This is a genomic window from Mycobacterium haemophilum DSM 44634 (assembly GCF_000340435.2).
Lineage (GTDB): Bacteria > Actinomycetota > Actinomycetes > Mycobacteriales > Mycobacteriaceae > Mycobacterium > Mycobacterium haemophilum.
The window spans coordinates 2,311,098-2,328,605 of the sequence record NZ_CP011883.2; the positions used below are offsets into that span (position 1 = coordinate 2,311,098).

The 17,508-nt window shown below is 63.4% G+C and carries 16 protein-coding genes and 1 pseudogene; 7 read left to right on the forward strand and 10 right to left on the reverse strand.

Features of this window, described 5'->3' with window-relative positions; all coding sequences use genetic code 11:
• Positions 1 to 32: 32 nt before the first annotated feature.
• Entirely contained in the window at positions 33 to 1,304 is a 1,272-nt protein-coding gene (locus B586_RS10870; RefSeq protein WP_454560972.1) for a competence/damage-inducible protein A, read from the forward strand.
• A gap of 1 nt (position 1,305) precedes the next feature.
• On the opposite strand, the gene B586_RS10875 is transcribed toward B586_RS10870, so the two are convergent.
• A complete protein-coding gene (locus tag B586_RS10875; RefSeq protein ID WP_276011756.1) occupies positions 1,306 to 2,517 on the reverse strand; it encodes an MFS transporter in 1,212 nt (403 codons plus the stop codon).
• A gap of 116 nt (positions 2,518 to 2,633) precedes the next feature.
• On the opposite strand from B586_RS10875, the pseudogene B586_RS20115 reads away from it, so the two are divergent.
• Positions 2,634 to 3,257: pseudogene (locus B586_RS20115) on the forward strand (amidohydrolase family protein).
• A gap of 26 nt (positions 3,258 to 3,283) precedes the next feature.
• Complete coding sequence (locus tag B586_RS10890; protein WP_047314123.1) at positions 3,284 to 3,685, forward strand: phage holin family protein; 402 nt, start codon at positions 3,284 to 3,286, stop codon at positions 3,683 to 3,685.
• Between the two features lie 21 nt (positions 3,686 to 3,706).
• Here B586_RS10890 and B586_RS10895 read toward each other — a convergent pair whose 3' ends face one another.
• From B586_RS10895 to B586_RS10920, 6 genes are all read right to left on the reverse strand, one after another.
• On the reverse strand, positions 3,707 to 4,546 hold the full coding sequence (locus B586_RS10895; protein ID WP_236971261.1) for an alpha/beta fold hydrolase: 840 nt from the start codon (positions 4,544 to 4,546) through the stop codon (positions 3,707 to 3,709).
• On the reverse strand, positions 4,543 to 5,544 hold the full coding sequence (locus B586_RS10900; RefSeq protein WP_047314122.1) for an FAD-dependent oxidoreductase: 1,002 nt from the start codon (positions 5,542 to 5,544) through the stop codon (positions 4,543 to 4,545). Before B586_RS10900 ends, B586_RS10895 begins: the two co-directional genes overlap by 4 nt.
• A 54-nt stretch (positions 5,545 to 5,598) precedes the next feature.
• The gene (locus B586_RS10905) at positions 5,599 to 6,069 is read right to left on the reverse strand and encodes a hypothetical protein (protein ID WP_054879959.1); all 471 of its coding nucleotides are present in this window, start codon (positions 6,067 to 6,069) and stop codon (positions 5,599 to 5,601) included.
• Between the two features lie 80 nt (positions 6,070 to 6,149).
• Positions 6,150 to 8,375 carry a catalase/peroxidase HPI gene (katG, locus tag B586_RS10910; protein WP_047314120.1) on the reverse strand — a complete coding sequence of 742 codons (2,226 nt, stop codon included), beginning with the start codon at positions 8,373 to 8,375 and terminating at the stop codon, positions 6,150 to 6,152.
• Between the two features lie 36 nt (positions 8,376 to 8,411).
• Positions 8,412 to 8,855: a Fur family transcriptional regulator gene (locus B586_RS10915; protein ID WP_156166384.1), complete on the reverse strand. Its 444-nt coding sequence runs from the start codon at positions 8,853 to 8,855 to the stop codon at positions 8,412 to 8,414.
• Positions 8,856 to 8,887: 32 nt separating this feature from the next.
• Positions 8,888 to 9,358, reverse strand: a complete 471-nt coding sequence (locus tag B586_RS10920; protein ID WP_054879958.1) for a DUF4262 domain-containing protein — start codon at positions 9,356 to 9,358, stop codon at positions 8,888 to 8,890.
• Positions 9,359 to 9,647: 289 nt separating this feature from the next.
• On the opposite strand from B586_RS10920, the gene B586_RS10925 reads away from it, so the two are divergent.
• Positions 9,648 to 10,337, forward strand: a complete 690-nt coding sequence (locus B586_RS10925) for a hypothetical protein (RefSeq protein ID WP_231584588.1) — start codon at positions 9,648 to 9,650, stop codon at positions 10,335 to 10,337.
• 218 nt (positions 10,338 to 10,555) lie between these two features.
• Here the strand turns inward: B586_RS10925 and B586_RS10930 are convergent, their stop codons facing one another.
• Together B586_RS10930 and B586_RS10935 are read right to left on the reverse strand one after the other, a co-directional pair.
• Positions 10,556 to 11,164, reverse strand: coding sequence for a YbhB/YbcL family Raf kinase inhibitor-like protein (locus B586_RS10930; RefSeq protein WP_047314116.1), 609 nt, complete (start codon positions 11,162 to 11,164; stop codon positions 10,556 to 10,558).
• A gap of 61 nt (positions 11,165 to 11,225) precedes the next feature.
• The gene (locus tag B586_RS10935; protein WP_054879957.1) at positions 11,226 to 12,230 is read right to left on the reverse strand and encodes a zinc-binding dehydrogenase; all 1,005 of its coding nucleotides are present in this window, start codon (positions 12,228 to 12,230) and stop codon (positions 11,226 to 11,228) included.
• Between the two features lie 89 nt (positions 12,231 to 12,319).
• Between B586_RS10935 and B586_RS10940 the strand changes: the two genes are divergently transcribed.
• Positions 12,320 to 13,042, forward strand: coding sequence for an MBL fold metallo-hydrolase (locus B586_RS10940; protein WP_054880964.1), 723 nt, complete (start codon positions 12,320 to 12,322; stop codon positions 13,040 to 13,042).
• A gap of 75 nt (positions 13,043 to 13,117) precedes the next feature.
• Positions 13,118 to 15,367 (forward strand): heavy metal translocating P-type ATPase, encoded by a 2,250-nt coding sequence (locus B586_RS10945; protein WP_054879956.1) that lies wholly within the window; start codon positions 13,118 to 13,120, stop codon positions 15,365 to 15,367.
• 12 nt (positions 15,368 to 15,379) lie between these two features.
• Here the strand turns inward: B586_RS10945 and B586_RS10950 are convergent, their stop codons facing one another.
• Positions 15,380 to 16,546: an endo-1,4-beta-xylanase gene (locus B586_RS10950; protein WP_236971263.1), complete on the reverse strand. Its 1,167-nt coding sequence runs from the start codon at positions 16,544 to 16,546 to the stop codon at positions 15,380 to 15,382.
• Between the two features lie 107 nt (positions 16,547 to 16,653).
• On the opposite strand from B586_RS10950, the gene B586_RS10955 reads away from it, so the two are divergent.
• A complete protein-coding gene (locus B586_RS10955) occupies positions 16,654 to 17,472 on the forward strand; it encodes an isocitrate lyase/PEP mutase family protein (protein WP_054879954.1) in 819 nt (272 codons plus the stop codon).
• Positions 17,473 to 17,508 lie beyond the last annotated feature (36 nt).

The following is a 17,508-nucleotide window of genomic DNA, read 5'->3' on the forward strand; positions in this document are numbered from 1 at the left end:
CCCCAGGCTAGTTCATGCGTAGGCTGATGGCGGTGAGCGCACGCGCGGGCATCGTGGTCACCGGAACGGAAGTCCTCACCGGCCGGGTTCAAGACAGGAACGGCCCCTGGATCGCCGATCGGCTGCTCGAGCTCGGCGTCGAGCTAGCACACATCACGATCTGCGGTGATCGCCCTGCCGACATCGACGCGCAGCTGCGCTTCATGGCAGAGGCGGGCGTAGACCTGATCGTTACTAGCGGTGGTCTGGGCCCCACCGCCGACGACATGACCGTCGAGGCCGTGGCACGCTTCTGTGGCCGCCAGATGGTGTTGGATGTCGAGCTCGAAAACAAGATTGCCGCCATCCTCAAGTCACTGATGGCGCACTTCAATCCCGGTGACTTCGATGCGGTGCGCGCCGCCAACCACAAGCAGGCGATGATTCCCGCCGGTTCGCAGGTGCTTGACCCGGTCGGCACTGCGCCGGGTCTGGTGGTGCCTGGCAAGCCGACGGTGGTTGTGCTTCCCGGACCGCCGCGTGAGCTGCAACCGATGTGGCGCAATGCCGTCGAGACCGCAGCCATGCGGGCAGCGATCGCCGGCCGAACGATCTACCGGCAGCAGACCCTGCGGATGTTCGGGCTGCCCGAGTCGGGGCTCGCCGAGACGCTGCGTGACGCGCAGGCTGTGATCACCGGGTTTGACTCGCTCGAGATCACCACCTGCTTGCGGCGCGGGGAGATCGAAATGGTGACGCGCTACGAGCCGGACGCCGCGAGCGTCTATGCGGAGTTAACGCGGCTACTGCGCGACCGGCACAGACATCAGCTCTATTCCGACGATGGCTCACGCGTGGATGACCTAATCGCCCACCTGCTGGCCGGCCGGCGGATCGCGACGGCCGAATCCTGTACCGCAGGTCTGCTGGCGGCACGGCTGACCGAACGGCCCGGCTCATCCGACTACGTGGCGGGTGGTCTGGTCACCTACTCCAACGAGGCCAAAGCTGCGCTACTGGGCGTCGACCCGACGCTGATCGCGGCGCATGGGGCGGTTTCCGAACCGGTGGCCGAAGCGATGGCGGCGGGCGCGCTGCAGCGCTTCGGCGCCGATACGGCCGCCGCGATCACCGGAATCGCTGGTCCGGGCGGGGGGACCGCGGAAAAACCAGTCGGAACTGTCTGCTTCACCGTGATGCTTGCCGACAGAGGCCCGGCGCTCACCCGGACACTGCGGCTGCCCGGGAACCGATCCGACATCCGTGAGCGCTCGACGACTGTGGCGATGCACCTGCTGCGCCGTGCGCTCAGCAATACCGGTTAGATCACGTCACTTCTGTTGGGAGAAAAGCGGTTTCGGCAGTACCAAAGCGGACTCCAGTCGCGTCCTTGCCGATCAGCGTCAGTATCGCGACGGCGAGTAACACCGGCACTATCGTGGCGGTCAACGCGAAGGGGTAGCCGTGGGACTCGGCCAGGTGCTCCTGGATGGGCAGATTGAACGCCGCAAGCAAATTGCCGAGCTGGTAGGTGACGCCGGGGTAGAGGCCACGGATGGCGTCCGGCGACATCTCGGTCAGGTGCGCGGGGATGACACCCCACGCACCCTGCACGCAGACCTGCATCAGGAACGAGCCGAGGCACAACATCGCCGCGGCGTGTGAGTAGGCGAACAGCGGCACGATCGGCAGCCCTAGCAGCGCGCAGAACACGACGGTGTTGCGTCGGCTGAACCGCTGTGACAGCGTGCCGAAGTACAGCCCGCCGATGATGGCTCCGACGTTGTAGACCACCACGATCCACTTGACGGTCGAGCTGGCCAGCCCGGCACCGTGGTTGGAAGTGGCCCCCAAGAATGTCGGGTAGACGTCCTGGGTGCCGTGGCTCATCCAGTTAAAGGCGGTCATCAGTAGCACCAGATAGACGAAGCGGCGGATGATCGCCCCGTCACGCAGCACGTCGCGGATTCTGGTGTTAGTCAGCTTCATCCGGTCTTGGGCGGCTTCCCAGACCTCAGATTCCTGCACCCGGTAGCGGATGATCAGGCTGATCAGGGCCGGGATGATGCTCAGGCCGAACAACCACCGCCAGGACAAGTGCAACCAGTCCATCACCACCAGCGATGCCACACTCGCCAGCAAATAGCCAAACGCGTAGCCCTCCTGCAGCAGCCCGGAGAAAAAGCCGCGACGTTCGACGGGCACCTTCTCCATCGCAAGCGCGGCACCCAGCCCCCATTCGCCGCCCATACCAATGCCATAGAGCAACCGCAGGATCACCAGCACGGTGAAGTTCGGCGCGAACGCGCATAAGAATCCCACCACCGAATAGAACATGACGTCCACCATCAGCGGGAGTCGCCGACCGACCCGGTCGGCCCATAGCCCAAACAACAATGCGCCCACCGGGCGCATGACCAGGGTGGCCGTGGTAATGAACGCGACCTCAGCCTTGCTATGGTGGAAAGCCTTTGCGATGTCGGCATAGACGAACACCACGATGAAGTAATCGAAGGCATCCATCGTCCAGCCCAACATTGCCGCAATGAACGAGTTCCGTTGATCACCGGTGATCCGTTGAGTTGTCACGGAAGCATCGTGGCGTACCCGAAGCGATGGCGCACGCGCGACCCGCCCGAGTAAGTTCCGAATACCTGAGAATCATCGATGCCGACGGACACGTCGCCGAGAATTCTTCGCTGGCGATCGAAGACCTCAAACGCCGGCCTGATCGCGTGAAACCCAGTACCGACAGGCGGCTGCGGTTGACCCTCGAAGGCCGCAACTACCCCGAAGACCAAGGTCCCGGCGCTGGTTGCCCACCCGAGCATGGGATTACCACGGCACCCGATATCAATTGCAGGTCAGCCCGGGGCGTGCTGGGAGACGCCGACCGCGATCACATCGACACGATGGTGTTGTATCCCAGCCTGGGGTTAGTCGCGACTCTGGTCCCGCCGGCGCTCGGCATTCGTCTCGGGCGGAGTGTTCGACCGCCATCCGCAATTGCGGGTCGTCTTCCTGGAAGCCGGCGCCGGCTGGGTCCCATTCTTCATCGATCGCCTGCACGAGCATTACCGGAAGCGGGGAAACTGGGTCGAGCGCGGCTGGCGCGACGTGCTCGGCACCGACTTCATCATGTTCGCCAGCGACTACCCACATTGGGACGGCGAATGGCCGCAAAGCACCAAGCCGCTGCGGACCCGCACCGACATCAGCAACGAGGCGCGCGTCAAATTGGCGGGTTGAACGCGCAGCGTTTCTATGCCCTCAATTAGGGCGCTCGATGGCAAGATCTCTCGGCATGGGCCCTTTTCTTGTTCGCGCCGCGTTGACCGGTTTGGCGTTATGGGTTGTCACCCAGTTCGTCCACGGCCTGAGCTTTGTCGGCGGCAACACGACCTTGCAGAGAGTAGGGATCATCTTCGTGGTGGCGGTGATCTTCGGTTTGGTCAACGCGATCATCAAGCCAATCGTGCAGATTTTGTCGATCCCGCTGTATATCTTGACCCTTGGCCTGTTTCACGTCGTCGTCAACGCGTTGATGCTGTGGATCACGGCCCGAATCACGGAGCACACCACCCACTGGGGACTGCAAATCGACCACTTCTGGTGGACCGCAATCTGGGCTGCGATCGTGTTGTCGATCGTGAGCTGGGCGTTGTCGATGCTGATTCGAGGTGCCGGGCGCCGCACCCGCGGCTGAGAGCCCACCAACCTCCGTAGCTCAGCGCATGCAGATCCGTTCCGCCAACGCCGCGAAGGCGTCGTGTACAGCAGTTGGTTGTTCGATCCAGGGGAAGTGGCCCGCTTCGTCGATGACGCACCAGGTCGTGTTCGGGGTGCCGAAGCGTTTATCCTGCCACAACGTTTGCGTCACGATCCGGTCCGCTGAGCCACTCACAATGAGTGTGGGTAATTGCGTTGGCCACCAGGCCAATTGGTAGCCGCGATCGAAATGAGCAGCTGACCATTGCACCGCCTGACTGTTATATGGCATTCGGGCTAGAATTTCTGCCCCCTGGACCATGCTGTGGCTGGTGAAGTTCCACGGCGCAGACTCGATAGCGAGGATGCGTAGGCGTTCGTTAGTGGGATCAGATTCGTAACGGGCGCTGGCTTGCTCGACACCCGGTAGGGGATTGTCACGCGTCATCTGCTCGAACACCGGTAGCCAGGATGCATCAGGGGCGGAGCTGATAAGCACCAGCCCTGCTAGACATGCATCTAACGCCGGAACTGACAGCAGGTAGTGGCCTCCGGTGGAATGCCCGACAAACACCGGATGTGCAACGGCCTGTGCGGCTTCCAGGAGGACCTGGGGCCATAGGCTGTAGGGGTCGACGGGCGCGCCTGGAGCATTGATATTGGAGCCATCTCCGGGAAGATCGACCATCCACGAGCAGCCGGGCGCAGCGACGGCGTCGACCAGTTCATGCAGGCTCTGCGAGCCGATTCCTGGGCCGCCGGGAAGAAATAGCCAGTTCAGATCCCCGCCACGACTGGCTCGTCGGCGCAACCGCACACCAGACGGGGTCCAGCGAACGTCGCCTGTCATGATGCTCATCGCGTCATCCGCCATTTTGCGTCCGGTGGCTGACGATCACCGCCGACAAGGCGTACTACGTCGCGTGCGCACCCCCACGATAAGGTCACACCGCTGCTGCTGTGGCCGTAGTTGTGGATGTACCGCACCGGCCCGCTGAGCTCGACCTCCACTCGGGGCGACGAACGGTCGGGCCGCAGCCCGGTAATCGTCTCGATCACTGCGGCCTCGCCGAGCCGCGGCTCGATCCTTCGGCAGCGCTGCAGGATCCGGTCAGTCACCGCGGGGTCTGGGGTGGTGTCCCAGCGGCCGGGGATGCTGATGCCACCGCACACCACGCGCAGGGGATGGGGGAAGTAGCAGGTCCATTCCGAGCCGCTATTGACTTCCAAAAAGAGTTGCTGCAGACCAGGATTGGTGAGGACTACATGTTGACCAAACAGTGGCCGCATCGTGTCATCGTCCGCGAGGGCTGCCGCGCCGAGACCGGCGCAGTTCACCACTATCGGTGCAGTGTCTGCGACCTCGGCCAGCGACCGGACCGAACGAGTTTCGATTTCGCAGCCGGCCGCAGCCAGCCGCGCTGTCAGGTAGTCGAGGTATTGGGGCATATCGATCATCGGCATGGTGCCGAGAAACCCGGCATCGAAGCCGTCCGGGAGGTCGGCCAAGTCCGCCGGCCGCAGGTCGGGGATCAGCTTGGCGGCCAGCCCCATCGCGTCGGCCCCAGGCAAGTCGCCGACGGTCAACGCCGGCGCCATCCGCACCCCAGTGCTGGGGTCGTTGGCCAGTTCACGAAATACCCGCAGCGAGTGTTGGGTCCAGGCCAGCGATGTAGTGGCACGGTCCGCTGGCCGTGGCGGCGCCCAGATGGCCCCCGCGACCGCGGAGGTCGTCTGCTGCGGCATCGCGGCAGCCCACAGCCGCACCGGCCACCCGGCTTCGGCCAGACAGACCGCCGATGTTAAGCCACTCACGCCGGCACCAATGACGACAACCTGTTGCCCGCTACTTGCCACGGCAGCACCGTAACCGAGAAACCGGTTCAGCCGTCTGCGTGCGGCGGGTGGCGATCAGGGCCGCGGCACTTGCTGTCCGTTTGGGGCGAGCAGCCCATTGAGGATCCCGAGATTGTTTTGCAGTTGAGCCCCTGCTGCCGGCCCGGAGAGATCGGTTGGTGCGGTGGCGTCACTCGTCTGCTGCCAGGGCTGGCAGCCGGTGGTCTTGAACGCTTTGTCACTCGCCTCAATCTGCACCACCTGCGGCTTTTTGCTCAGGGCGTTATCGATGAGGGCGCCATCGGGGTTGCCGATCCGCTTCCAATAACACGTCCCGTTGCCGACAGGTCCCGCGGAGCTGTACGTGCCGGGCGCGATGTCGGTCCCCACCGCATATGTGCCGTCGTGGTCGATGGTCGTCTTCAGTGCGGGCGGCGGCGCCGGCTCCGGATCGGCGCCGGCAACACCCATCGACGCAGCCCAACCCGCCGCCATCACGCCCGCAAGAACAAATCTCGCGGCAGCCGGTGCAGCCTTCGACCACATAGAACACCAGCGTACCGGGTGGGCGAGCGATGTCGAACCGCTAAGGCGCCGGGCTCAGCTCGCGCGGTGCCGTGTGGCCGTCAGACCAGATCGAACCGGTCAGCGTTCATCACCTTGTTCCACGCAGCGACGAAGTCCTGCACAAACTTCTGCTGCGCGTCATCAGCTCCATAGACCTCGGCAACCGCGCGCAACTCTGAATTCGACCCGAAGACCAAGTCCACGCGACTGCCCGTCCATTTCACGTTTCCGTTGGCATCCTTACCCTGGTAAGTCCCGTCGTCGGCCGTCGACGGCGACCACGTCGTGTTCATGTCGAGCAAGTTCACGAAGAAATCGTTGGTTAGCGACCCGGGTGTCGAGGTGAACACGCCTAACGGCGACTGCTTGTAGTTCGCGCCGAGCACGCGCAAACCACCAACCAACACCGTCATCTCCGGAGTGCTCAGCGTCAACAGATTCGCCTTGTCGATCAGCATGTACTCTGCCGGCAACGGGTTGCCCTTTCCGAGATAGTTACGGAAGCCGTCTGCCTTCGGCTCGAGCACGGCGAAGGACTCCACATCGGTCTGCTCCTGCGACGCATCCGCGCGGCCCGGCCGGAAAGGCACCATAACGGGGTGTCCGGCGTTTAAGGCCGCCTTCTCCACCGCGGCGCACCCGCCGAGCACGACCAGATCAGCGAACGACACCTTGGTATTACCGTTCGCCGAGGAGTTAAAGGACTCCTGAATCCCTTCCAGTGTGCGTACCACCTGTGCTAGTTCGTCGGGCTCATTGACCTCCCACCCGGCTTGTGGCTGCAGACGGATACGACCACCGTTGGCACCGCCACGCTTATCGCTACCGCGGAACGACGACGCCGCCGCCCATGCGGTGGAAACCAGTTGCGAGACAGTCAAACCCGATGACAGGATCTGGCTCTTGAGGGCCGCGATGTCGGCTGCACCGATGAGGTCATGCGTTACGCCAGGGATGGGGTCCTGCCACAGCAGGACTTCCTTGGGAACCAGCGGCCCGAGGTAGCGGGTGACGGGCCCCATGTCGCGGTGGATCAGCTTGTACCAGGCCTTGGCGAACTCGTCGGCCAATTCCTCGGGGTGCTCCAGCCAGCGGCGCGTGATCTGCTCATAGATCGGGTCAAACCGCATCGACAGGTCGGTCGTCAGCATGGTCGGGGCCCGCTTCTTCGACGGGTCGAACGGGTCGGGAATGGTGCCCACACCAGCACCGTCCTTCGCGGTGTACTGCCAGGCACCAGCGGGGCTCTTAGTCAGCTCCCATTCGTAGCCGTACAGGATCTCGAGGAAGCTGTTGTCCCACTTCGTCGGGGTGTTCGTCCACACCACCTCGAGGCCGCTGCCCATCGCGTCGCCGCCCATGCCGGTGCCGAAGGAGCTCTTCCAACCGAGGCCCATCTGCTCCAACGGTGCGGCCTCGGGCTCAGGGCCGACGAGGTCGGCCCTGCCGGCGCCATGTGTCTTGCCGAAGGTGTGGCCGCCAACGATCAGCGCGGCCGTCTCGACGTCGTTCATCGCCATCCGGCCGAATGTCTCGCGGATGTCCACCGCCGCGGCAATCGGGTCCGGGTTGCCATTGGGGCCTTCGGGGTTCACGTAGATCAGACCCATCTGCACGGCGCCGAAGGGCTTGTCGAGGTCCCGGACGCCGGTGTAGCGCTCGTCGCCGAGCCAGGTGGCCTCCTTGCCCCAGTAGACGTTATCGGGCTCCCACCAGTCCTGCCGGCCGAAACCGAAGCCAAAGGTCTTGAAGCCCATGGATTCCAGCGCGCGATTGCCAGCGAAGACGATTAGGTCGGCCCACGAGAGCTTCTTCCCATACTTCTTCTTGACCGGCCACAGCAGCCGGCGGGCCTTGTCCAGGAGAACGTTGTCGGGCCAGCTATTGAGCGGTGCGAACCGCTGCATACCGGCTCCGGCGCCGCCGCGGCCGTCCTCAATGCGGTAGGTGCCTGCGGCGTGCCACGCCATCCGGATGAACAACGGGCCGTAGTGGCCGTAGTCGGCGGGCCACCACGGCTGCGAGGTGGTCATCACGTCGTCGATGTCTCGTTTGAGGGCATCGACGTCGATGGTCGTGACCTCCGCGGCGTAGTCGTACGCCTCACCCATCGGGTCGGCTACGGCTGGGTTTTGATGCAAAATCTTCAGGTTGAGCTTGTTCGGCCACCAGTCCTGGTTCCCGCCGCCCTCGACGGGGTATTTGATGTGACCGACGACCGGGCAACCGCCGCTCTCAGCGGCGTCCGTGGTGGCTTCAGCAATGGGCGGGTGTTCCTCGGGCACGGCATTCCTTCCGGGAGTGGGTGTATCGGCCCGTGATCACGGGTGTGATCGCGGAGTGTCTGATGTCGAGCAGTCCGGGCATAGCCCCCAGTAGATGACTTCAGCCTCCTCGAGAAGGAAGCCGTTATGGTCGGAGGCGGTCAGGCACGGCGCCTCCCCGACCGCACAATCGACGTCTGCGATTGCCCCGCAGCACCGACAGACAATGTGATGGTGGTTGTCGCCGACCCGCGACTCGTAGCGAGCGACCGAACCCGAAGGTTGGATTCGCCGCACCAGACCCACGTCGGTCAGGGCATGCAGTACGTCGTACACGGTCTGCCGGGAAACTTCGGGCAGTCCGGCACGCACGACACCAAAGATCGTTTCGGTGTCGGCGTGCGGGTTCGCGTCCACCGCCTCGAGCACGGCTATCCGTGGACGGGTCACACGTAAATCAGCCACGCGCAATTGCTCCGCGTAGTCCGACATCGGGGACACACTGACAATATGACTCTCTTTTCTGGAATCGGTCAAGAGTTTGGCGAGGCCCGCGCACCTAGCACCGGTTGAACGCTTCGACCATCGTTGAAGCCCGGCGCCCAGGGCCAGCGACCATGTCTGTCAGCCCAGACCAGCTGCAGCGCCGTCACCTTGCTGCCGTAAATCGCGATCGCGGAGTCCATGTGCGCATCGGGATGCTCGATCTCGACGACTTCCACCACGGTGCTGGCGCTAAGGCTAAGTCGCTCACCGGGATTCGGCGGGCGCAAACCTGGAGCTGATCGGGCAACACCAACCAGCAGTTGCGCGGCTTGCTGGGGTGAGATGCCAGTCATCAAGAACTCGGGCAACCCGTGGCGGGTCAGGCCGAGGGTATACGCGTAGGGCACTCGATCGCTTTCGACGTATTGCACCGCCCAGCCGCGCCTGCGAATCGTCGCCCGCAGGTGGTCGAGGTAATCGTCTTTGGTGCTGCCCGGGCGATCGCATATCCAGCACATCGTTGTCCCTTTCGTGCGGCGGTCATCGTGTTGACGCCACCTTGCACGTAGGGTCTGACAATTTCACCGACCACGATGTCGCTGCGTACCGGCGCGCAGCGGTGACGGCTAGGCTGTCCGCCGCACTTTGCCCAGATTCTCAACACAGCTGTCTAGGTCACCTACCGTGCACTATTGTGCATATGTAGACCCAGCGTCGACGCCAAACGCGGTGGGGGCATACCGTCCGTCTGAACGAGGGTGTTCTCCGGTTCCAGCACCAGGGGTGGGAGGTCACAGCGTGCTGTTCATGCACGAGGTACACAAGGTGCGCGGGCGCGCGGAAGATGACTTCGAGGCCGCATTTCGAGAGGGCTGGATGCCCATGCTCGCCGAGACCGACGAGGCCCGGTTGCTGTGGTACACCAACCAGGCGCACGGCAGCGGTCCCGCCTACACCGTGATCACGGTAACCGCGGTTCGCGATGGAACGGCATGGGAGCGCTTGACCCGGCGGGTCCAGAAGGGCGATCTGCGGGAGTGGATGCGCAACCTGGACGCGCTTCGCCATGAGGTCGAGGCGAAGCTGCTGGTAGCGCTTCCGTGGTCGCCACTGCTCGAGATGTCGTTCGATGAGGTGCCAGTCGATGGACGAGAGCATGAGATGAGCCTCTACATGGAAGACACCATGTGGCCCTACGAGGACAAGTTCGAGGAATACATTGTCAGATGCGGCGACGTGTACGCCAGGAGCCTCGAACAGCCAATGTCGATGCTGACAATGCATGCTGCATTCCAGCCCGCCCTCGGCAGCCATGTGCGCCGTGAGGTGATCCTAATGCAGCGCATTAGTAGGCCAGAGGCGTTGCTCGATCTGCTTCGGACCCATATCCCCGCTGAGTACCGCGCCCCTGGAACCTGGCTGCACGACGCCCTGGATCTGCGTGATCAGTGGACCACCCGGCTGCTGCGGACCTCCGAGTGGTCACCTCTGCATTAAGGGGTTATTGAGGGGTACTGGGCGGCCATGAACACGGGCGCGATCTTCGACGCCGCCACGGCCGGCGATCTCCCCGGACCGCGCTCATCATCGAGAAGCGATGCTGTGGCAGAAGATTAACTACTCCAACAACTATGAGGCGCACACCGAGCGCCCGGTAGCTACATGTTGCTCTGAAGTATCGCGATCAGCGGGAAAGCCGACTGCCGCGGGCTGCGTTAGCCGCCGAATGTTGCGGTCAGCTGGGCCTGCCCGATTGTGGCCCGTGTTATCGCCTGCACCGCCTGCACTCCTGCTAATCCGGACGGAAGTTGGAGGGTGGCCGGAAGCTGATAAAGGGTAAACCGGTAGTGGTGTGTCCCCGTGCCCGCCGGCGGGCACGGCCCGCTGTACGCGGGATGTCCGGTGGAGTTGGGCAAGACGCTGCCTCCGGCAGGAGTCTGACCATCCGCGGTGCTTCCGGGGCCGGGGGCGATTCCGATTACGATCCAGTGGACGTAAGTTCCGCCGGGGGCGTCCGAGTCGTCCACCACGAGGGCCGCTTCCGACGGCGCCACCCAGGTCAACGGCGGCGCGATGTTGGCGCCCTTGCAGGTGTATTGCACTGGGATCGGTGCACCGTCGGAGAAGGCGGGACTTGTGATCGTCAATGGGCCAACGCCCGGCGCGGTTGCCAAAGTTCGACCGACCGTTGTCACTTTCGGCACGGCTGGCGCCGTCATTCGGCTGACATGGTCGCCAGCGCAGCCGGACACCACCACTAGGAGTGCCAGGCCCGCGATGGCCGACATGATTCGGTGCAGCGTGCTCGCCGTAGCGGATTCCATACTGGATATTGTTGCTAACCGTTGTTCGAGAAGGTAGCCCTGTGGCGCACGGCATCACCACTTACGGCATCAGCACGACCTTCCCGATGTTCTCCCGTGCCGCCAGGATTCGGTGCGCCTTGGGCGCTTCCGCGAAAGGTACGGCCGCGTGGACGACCGGCGAGATCGTACCGTCCTGCAACGCCTTGGTCAGCGGCGTAATCCACGGCTCGAGCGTGCCGCGATCGTCCCACAATCGCAGCATGTTCAGGCCGATCACGGCTTTCGATTCCTCGAGTTGGGTGAGTAAGTTAAAGCCACGCAGCATCGACAACGCGTGTGGAGCTACCCTGCGCAGCGAGCGCTTCTCACCCTGTTGCATTGCCGAAATCCCATAGCCGACAAGCCTTCCGCCGGGGCGCAGCAGATCATAAGAACGTCGCAGCGAAGTGCCGCCTAATGCGTCGAGCACAAGATCGTAGCGGCCGAGGCCCTTCCACCAGCCGTCGCGGCGGTAGTCGATGGCGCGGTCCACACCCAGCTCGGCAAGCTTCTGGTGCTTTCCCGGCGATGCGGTGCCGTGTACTTCGGCGCCGGCCGCCTTTGCGAGTTGAATGGCCGCGATGCCCACGCCACCCGCCGCTGCGTGAATTAATACCCGTTCGCCGGCACGCAGCGACCCGTAGCCCAGCAGCGCTGCCCATGCAGTCGCGTAGTTGACCGGGACTGCGGCGCCCTGTTCGAAGCTCACCCCGTCGGGGAGCGCTATCGTGTCGGCTGCCGCAACGTTGACGATTTCCGCGTATCCGCCGAATCGTGTACCGGCCAAGACTCGTTCGCCGACACGGTTCGCATCGACGCCATCCCCGACGGCCTCCACCGACCCGGCGACTTCGTAACCGACTACTGCCGGCAGTTTCGGTGCGTCTGGGTATAGGCCGACGCGGGCGAGATGGTCAGCAAAGTTCACTCCGGCGGCACGTACAGCCACCTGCAGCTGGCCCGGGCCCGGCGGGGGCGGGTCGGGCCGCTGCTGCACCTGCAAGACCGATGGGTCGCCGTGCTTGGTGATGACGACTGCGCGCATCGTTTCCTCCCCCGGATACCGCTAGCAGGATTACCTGGTGATCGTTGCACACCCGTCGCGCTGTATGGCCGGCGGCTACCTTGTTCTTTGTGCATTTCGCCTGGGAGCAGCTGACCGAAAGCGTGTATCGCTGTCGGTTGCCGTTCTGCGACGTCACAGTCGGGTTGGTGCTGGGCCATGCCGGTGCGGTGCTCGTCGACACCGGCACCACGCTCGCCGAAGCGGCTGCGATCGACACCGACGTTCGGCAGCTTGCCAGCAGCCCGATCACCCATGTTGTGTTGACGCACAAGCACTTCGACCATGTCCTGGGCTCCTCGGTGTTCGCCGGAGCCGAAATATACTGCGCACCAGAGGTTGTCGAATACTTGTCGTCGGCTACCGATCAGCTCCGCGGCGATGCGCTGCACCACGGTGCGGACGCCACCGAGATCGACCGCGCGATCGCAGCGCTGCGCCCGCCACACCACGGGGTCTACGACGCTGTCATCAATCTCGGCGACCGGAGTGTGACCATTGCCCATCTGGGCCGTGGACATACCACTTCGGACCTAGTGGTGGTGGCGCCTGGCACGGACACCGACGGCGGCGTGGTTGTGGTGTTCACCGGCGATCTGGTCGAGGAGTCAGCCGACCCCGCCATCGACGCCGATTCCGATGTAGCCGCGTGGCCGGCAACGCTAGAACGGCTCGTCGCAATCGGTGGCCCCGACGCCATCTACGTCCCGGGTCATGGGAATGTCGTCGATGCGGCATTTATCCGTCGCCAGCGGGAGTGGTTGCGAAAGCATGCGGGCCGGGGGCCCAGCTAACCGCGGCTGCTTTGTTAAGGCGCCCGCGGTTGCGCTTGTAGGCTGACGGTGCAATACGCCGATGTGAGGAGGGTCGTGACGGCTCCGCTTGTGGAGGACACTAACCGTGAGTCCGTGCGACGTATCCAGCTGGATGTTGCTGGCATGTCGTGCGCGGCCTGCGCGAGCCGGGTCGAAACGAAGCTGAACAAGGTTCCCGGTGTCCGCGCATCAGTCAACTTCGCTACCCGAGTTGCGACCATCGATGCCGCCGACATCGCGGTCGATGAGTTGTGCCAGGTAATTGAGCAGGCCGGATATCGTGCGGCTGCGCACGCGGAGTCCGCCGTCGAAGAAACCGATCCTGACGCCGATTATGCCCGCAACCTGCTGCGACGGCTCCTTGTCGCGGCGCTGTTGTTCGTGCCGCTGGCCGATCTATCGACCATGTTTGCGATCGTGCCGACCAACAGATTCCCCGGCTGGGGATACCTGCTTACCGCGCTAGCAGCCCCGATCGTGACATGGGCCGCGTGGCCGTTCCACCGTGTTGCGCTGCGCAACGCGCGCCATCGGACCGCATCCATGGAGACGTTGATTTCGGTGGGCATCGTGGCGGCCACCGGTTGGTCGCTGTCGACGATCTTCGTCGCCACACGGCCCCGGCAGACCCACGGAATTTGGCAGGCGATCCTGCACAGCGACTCGATCTACCTGGAGGTTGCCGCGGGAGTCACCGTCTTTGTTCTTGCGGGTCGGTTCTTCGAAGCTCGCGCCAAATCCAAGGCTGGCAGTGCACTACGCGCGCTCGCTACCTTGGGTGCCAAAAATGTAGCTGTCCTGCTGCCCACTGGGGCGGAGCTGGTGATACCGGCCGGAGAGCTCAAACAGCAACAGCACTTTGTGGTACGGCCCGGCGAGACCATTGCCGCCGACGGTGTGGTTATCGACGGCACCGCGGCGATCGATATGAGCGCGATGACTGGTGAGGCCAGACCGGTACGCGCGTCGCCGGCGGCCACCGTGGTGGGCGGCACCACGGTGCTCGACGGCCGCCTGGTGATCGAGGCCACCGCAGTCGGTGGCGATACCCAATTTGCTGCGATGGTCCGTCTCGTCGAGGACGCACAGGCGCAGAAGGCTCGCGCGCAGCGCCTCGCTGACCGCATCGCGGCCGTGTTCGTGCCGACGGTATTTGTCATCGCCGGATTGGCGGGTGCCGCTTGGCTGTTGGCTGGAGCCAGCCCAGATCGCGCTTTCTCCGTGGTGCTCGGGGTCTTGGTGATCGCATGTCCTTGCGCGCTCGGGCTCGCTACCCCCACCGCCATGATGGTCGCTTCCGGCCGGGGCGCCCAATTGGGGATCTTCATCAAGGGTTACCGAGCGCTGGAGACGATCCATGCGGTCGACACCGTGGTATTCGACAAGACCGGCACGTTGACACTCGGACAGCTGAGCGTGAGCACGGTAACGTCAACCGGCGGGTGGGATTCCGGTGAAGTTCTGGCGCTCGCCTCCGCAGTTGAAGCGGCCTCTGAGCATGCGGTGGCAACGGCTATCGTGGCCGCGTCTGCAGATCCGCGTCCGGTCGCCGACTTCGTCGCGTTTGCCGGATGCGGCGTATCGGGAGTTGTCGCTGAGCACCATGTCGAAGTCGGCAAGCCGTCCTGGGTTACCCGGAATGCGCCGTGCGACGCCACCCTCGACTCCGCACGGCGCGAAGGCGAGTCTCGCGGCGAGACGGTGGTTTTCGTGTCGGTCGATGGTGTTGCCTGTGGAGCTGTCGCGATCTCCGACACCGTCAAGGATTCAGCTGCCGACGCTGTCGCAGCACTGCGCAGCCGCGGGCTGCGCACAATTCTGCTCACCGGTGATAATCAGGCCGCCGCGCGTGCGGTTGCAGCACAAGTAGATATCGACACCGTCGTCGCCGATGTGCTGCCCGAAGCCAAGGTCGACGTTATCCAACGACTGCGTGATCAGGGGCACACAGTCGCGATGATCGGAGACGGCATCAACGACGGACCCGCCTTGGCATGTGCCGATTTGGGCTTGGCGATGGGGCGCGGCACCGATGTCGCGATCGGCGCCGCCGATATCATCCTGGTCCGCGACAGCCTCGATGTCGTTCCGTGCGCACTGGATCTGGCGCGTGCCACCATGCGGACAATTCGGACCAACATGATCTGGGCGTTCGGCTACAACGTTGCGGCAATCCCCATCGCCGCCGGTGGCCTGCTCAATCCTCTGATCGCCGGTGCCGCCATGGCGTTTTCGTCGTTTTTCGTGGTGTCAAACAGCTTGCGGCTACGCAACTTTGGGCCCTCCCAAATACAACGGCAATAGCTACTGTAATTGTCAAGCGAGAGCGTCGGTGATCCCTGTCCAGGCGGGCTTCCGGGCATAAGTGGTTGTGGTGGGGGTAGCAGCTCCGTATCCGGAGAAGGTGTCGGGGTAGTCTGTGATCCAGGACCGTTTGTCGGTGAATCCCCATAGCGTGATGCCGGTACAGTGAGATTGGTTGAGGCACAGTTGCGTCATGGTCTTGTAGACCTGGCGTTGACGGTCCAGGTCGGCTGGGTCGGCTACGCCGTTAGCCACCGGAATGCGCACGTCCAATTCGGTGAACCGGATCTGTAATCCCAGATCGGCGAAGCGTTGCAAGTTGGAGGCCATGTCGGAGGTCGAGGGCTGTTGGTCTTTGCCACCGAGCATGTGGCCTTGGAATCCAATGCCATCGATGAGAGATTTTGTGACCGCCACACCATCGATGAGGACACTGATCTTGGTGTCGTGCAGGCGTTTGACGAGGTCGTAGACGGCGTTGGATTTGTCGCTGTGCGTTTCGGCGCTGTGTTCGTTATAGAACAGCAGGCCTTTCGGGTCCGCCAGACGCGCGGCACGGAACGCGTCGAAAATGTATTGGTCGCTGTGGGTGGTGTCCCACCACACGGTGGGTTGCAGTTGGCCCAGCTGATCGAAAGCTTCGTTAACGACGGTGACGGTGCTGGCTTTGCCGGCATAGCGGTTCATGATCGTGGTGACCGTATCGATCATCAGCTGGTGGCGTTGGTCCGATGGCAGCCCTTTGATGGATTGAGGCACAATCTGCCACTGGGGCTGATCGAGGGGATCCCATATCAGGGCGTGAATCTGGAAATCTCGATGAGTGTCTGCGGCGACAGCGGCCACCGAGTCTGCCTCGTGGAAGTCGAACACTCCTGGGGCCGGCTCGATGGTGTTCATCATGGTGCCGATTTCGGTTGTCAGTGAACCGAACTCGGTGGTAGCCACCTCGCGATAGCACGGATCTCCCGCTGCGAAGGTGCTGCGATAGGCGGTACCGAACACTTTCCCACGAGCCGCAGCCAGTTCGGCAAGCGATGGATCAACAATGCCGCACTGCCCGGTCCGGGGCCCTACCACAGACGTTGGACTTCCCGACGGTCTGGACTCACAGCCTGATACCGCCAATGACGCCACCAGCACCATGGCGCCCATGAATCTTTCAGCCGGCGTCAACACAAACGCATTCTGCCAGAGTAGCTGTAGGGGGCCGCGCGATCGCGTCCGCAGCGCAGATCCTCCCCGCCGCAGGCGGTAATGCCGGGGTCTGCCGATATCGTTATGCGGTGACAAGTTTGAAGTCGCTGTTGGCGTGTGAGGACCTGCTGGTGGCACCCGGTGCCCACGATGGGTTGGCTGCCAGGATTTTTCAGCGGGCCGGTTTTCGCGCGGTGTATATGACCGGCAACGGTGTGTCGGCGTCATTGCTGGCGGCTCCCGATGTCGGGCTGTTAACGATGACTGAAATGACCGCGCATGCCCGCGCAATGGTACGTGCGGTGCAGGTGCCAGTGATCGCCGATGCTGACACCGGCTACGGCAACCGCGACAATGTCGCGCGCACTGTGCGGGAGTATGAAGCCAGTGGCGTGGCCGCGATCCATTTGGAAGATCAGGTCTTCCCTAAGCGGTGCGGCGCAATGGGTGGTATCGAGTTGATCTCTGCTGAGGATCATGCCGCCAAGATTCGGGCCGCGACCGCTGCGCGTAGTAGTGCGGAGTTCTTGATAATTGGCCGCACCGATTCCCGGCTGAACAGCGGGTTTGACGAGGCTCTGCGCCGAGCCCGCTGCTACGCCGACGCTGGTGCCGACCTGATTTTGATCGAGATGCTCCAAACACCGAAAGAGATCGAAACCGCCGTTCAGGTTATTGATGTGCCCATCATGTTTAACGCAGTTGCCAGCAAAACACCTGAGCTAACGCCACGCCAGTTCGCTGACCTCGGCGTCAAAGTGTTGGTCTATCCGCTGGCAGCTACCCTCGTCTACGCCGCCACTATGCAGAACTTTGCCCACCACCTCGTCGAGGGCAACACGCCCGCAACGTTTCAATCCGCTGCCTTGGATCTGACCGAGTACAGCCAGGTCCTCGACACCCCATGACAGAGTCACCGCATACCTGGGCGCGCGGGGCGCATC

Coding starts and splice junctions, on each gene's coding strand:
- B586_RS10875 (WP_276011756.1), bottom strand. CDS start 2,517: ATGTTGGGCTGGACGATGGATGCCTTCGATTACTTCATCGTGGTGTTC.
- B586_RS10890 (WP_047314123.1), top strand. CDS start 3,284: ATGGGCCCTTTTCTTGTTCGCGCCGCGTTGACCGGTTTGGCGTTATGG.
- B586_RS10895 (WP_236971261.1), bottom strand. CDS start 4,546: ATGAGCATCATGACAGGCGACGTTCGCTGGACCCCGTCTGGTGTGCGG.
- B586_RS10905 (WP_054879959.1), bottom strand. CDS start 6,069: ATGTGGTCGAAGGCTGCACCGGCTGCCGCGAGATTTGTTCTTGCGGGC.
- B586_RS10920 (WP_054879958.1), bottom strand. CDS start 9,358: ATGTGCTGGATATGCGATCGCCCGGGCAGCACCAAAGACGATTACCTC.
- B586_RS10925 (WP_231584588.1), top strand. CDS start 9,648: ATGCACGAGGTACACAAGGTGCGCGGGCGCGCGGAAGATGACTTCGAG.
- B586_RS10930 (WP_047314116.1), bottom strand. CDS start 11,164: ATGGAATCCGCTACGGCGAGCACGCTGCACCGAATCATGTCGGCCATC.
- B586_RS10935 (WP_054879957.1), bottom strand. CDS start 12,230: ATGCGCGCAGTCGTCATCACCAAGCACGGCGACCCATCGGTCTTGCAG.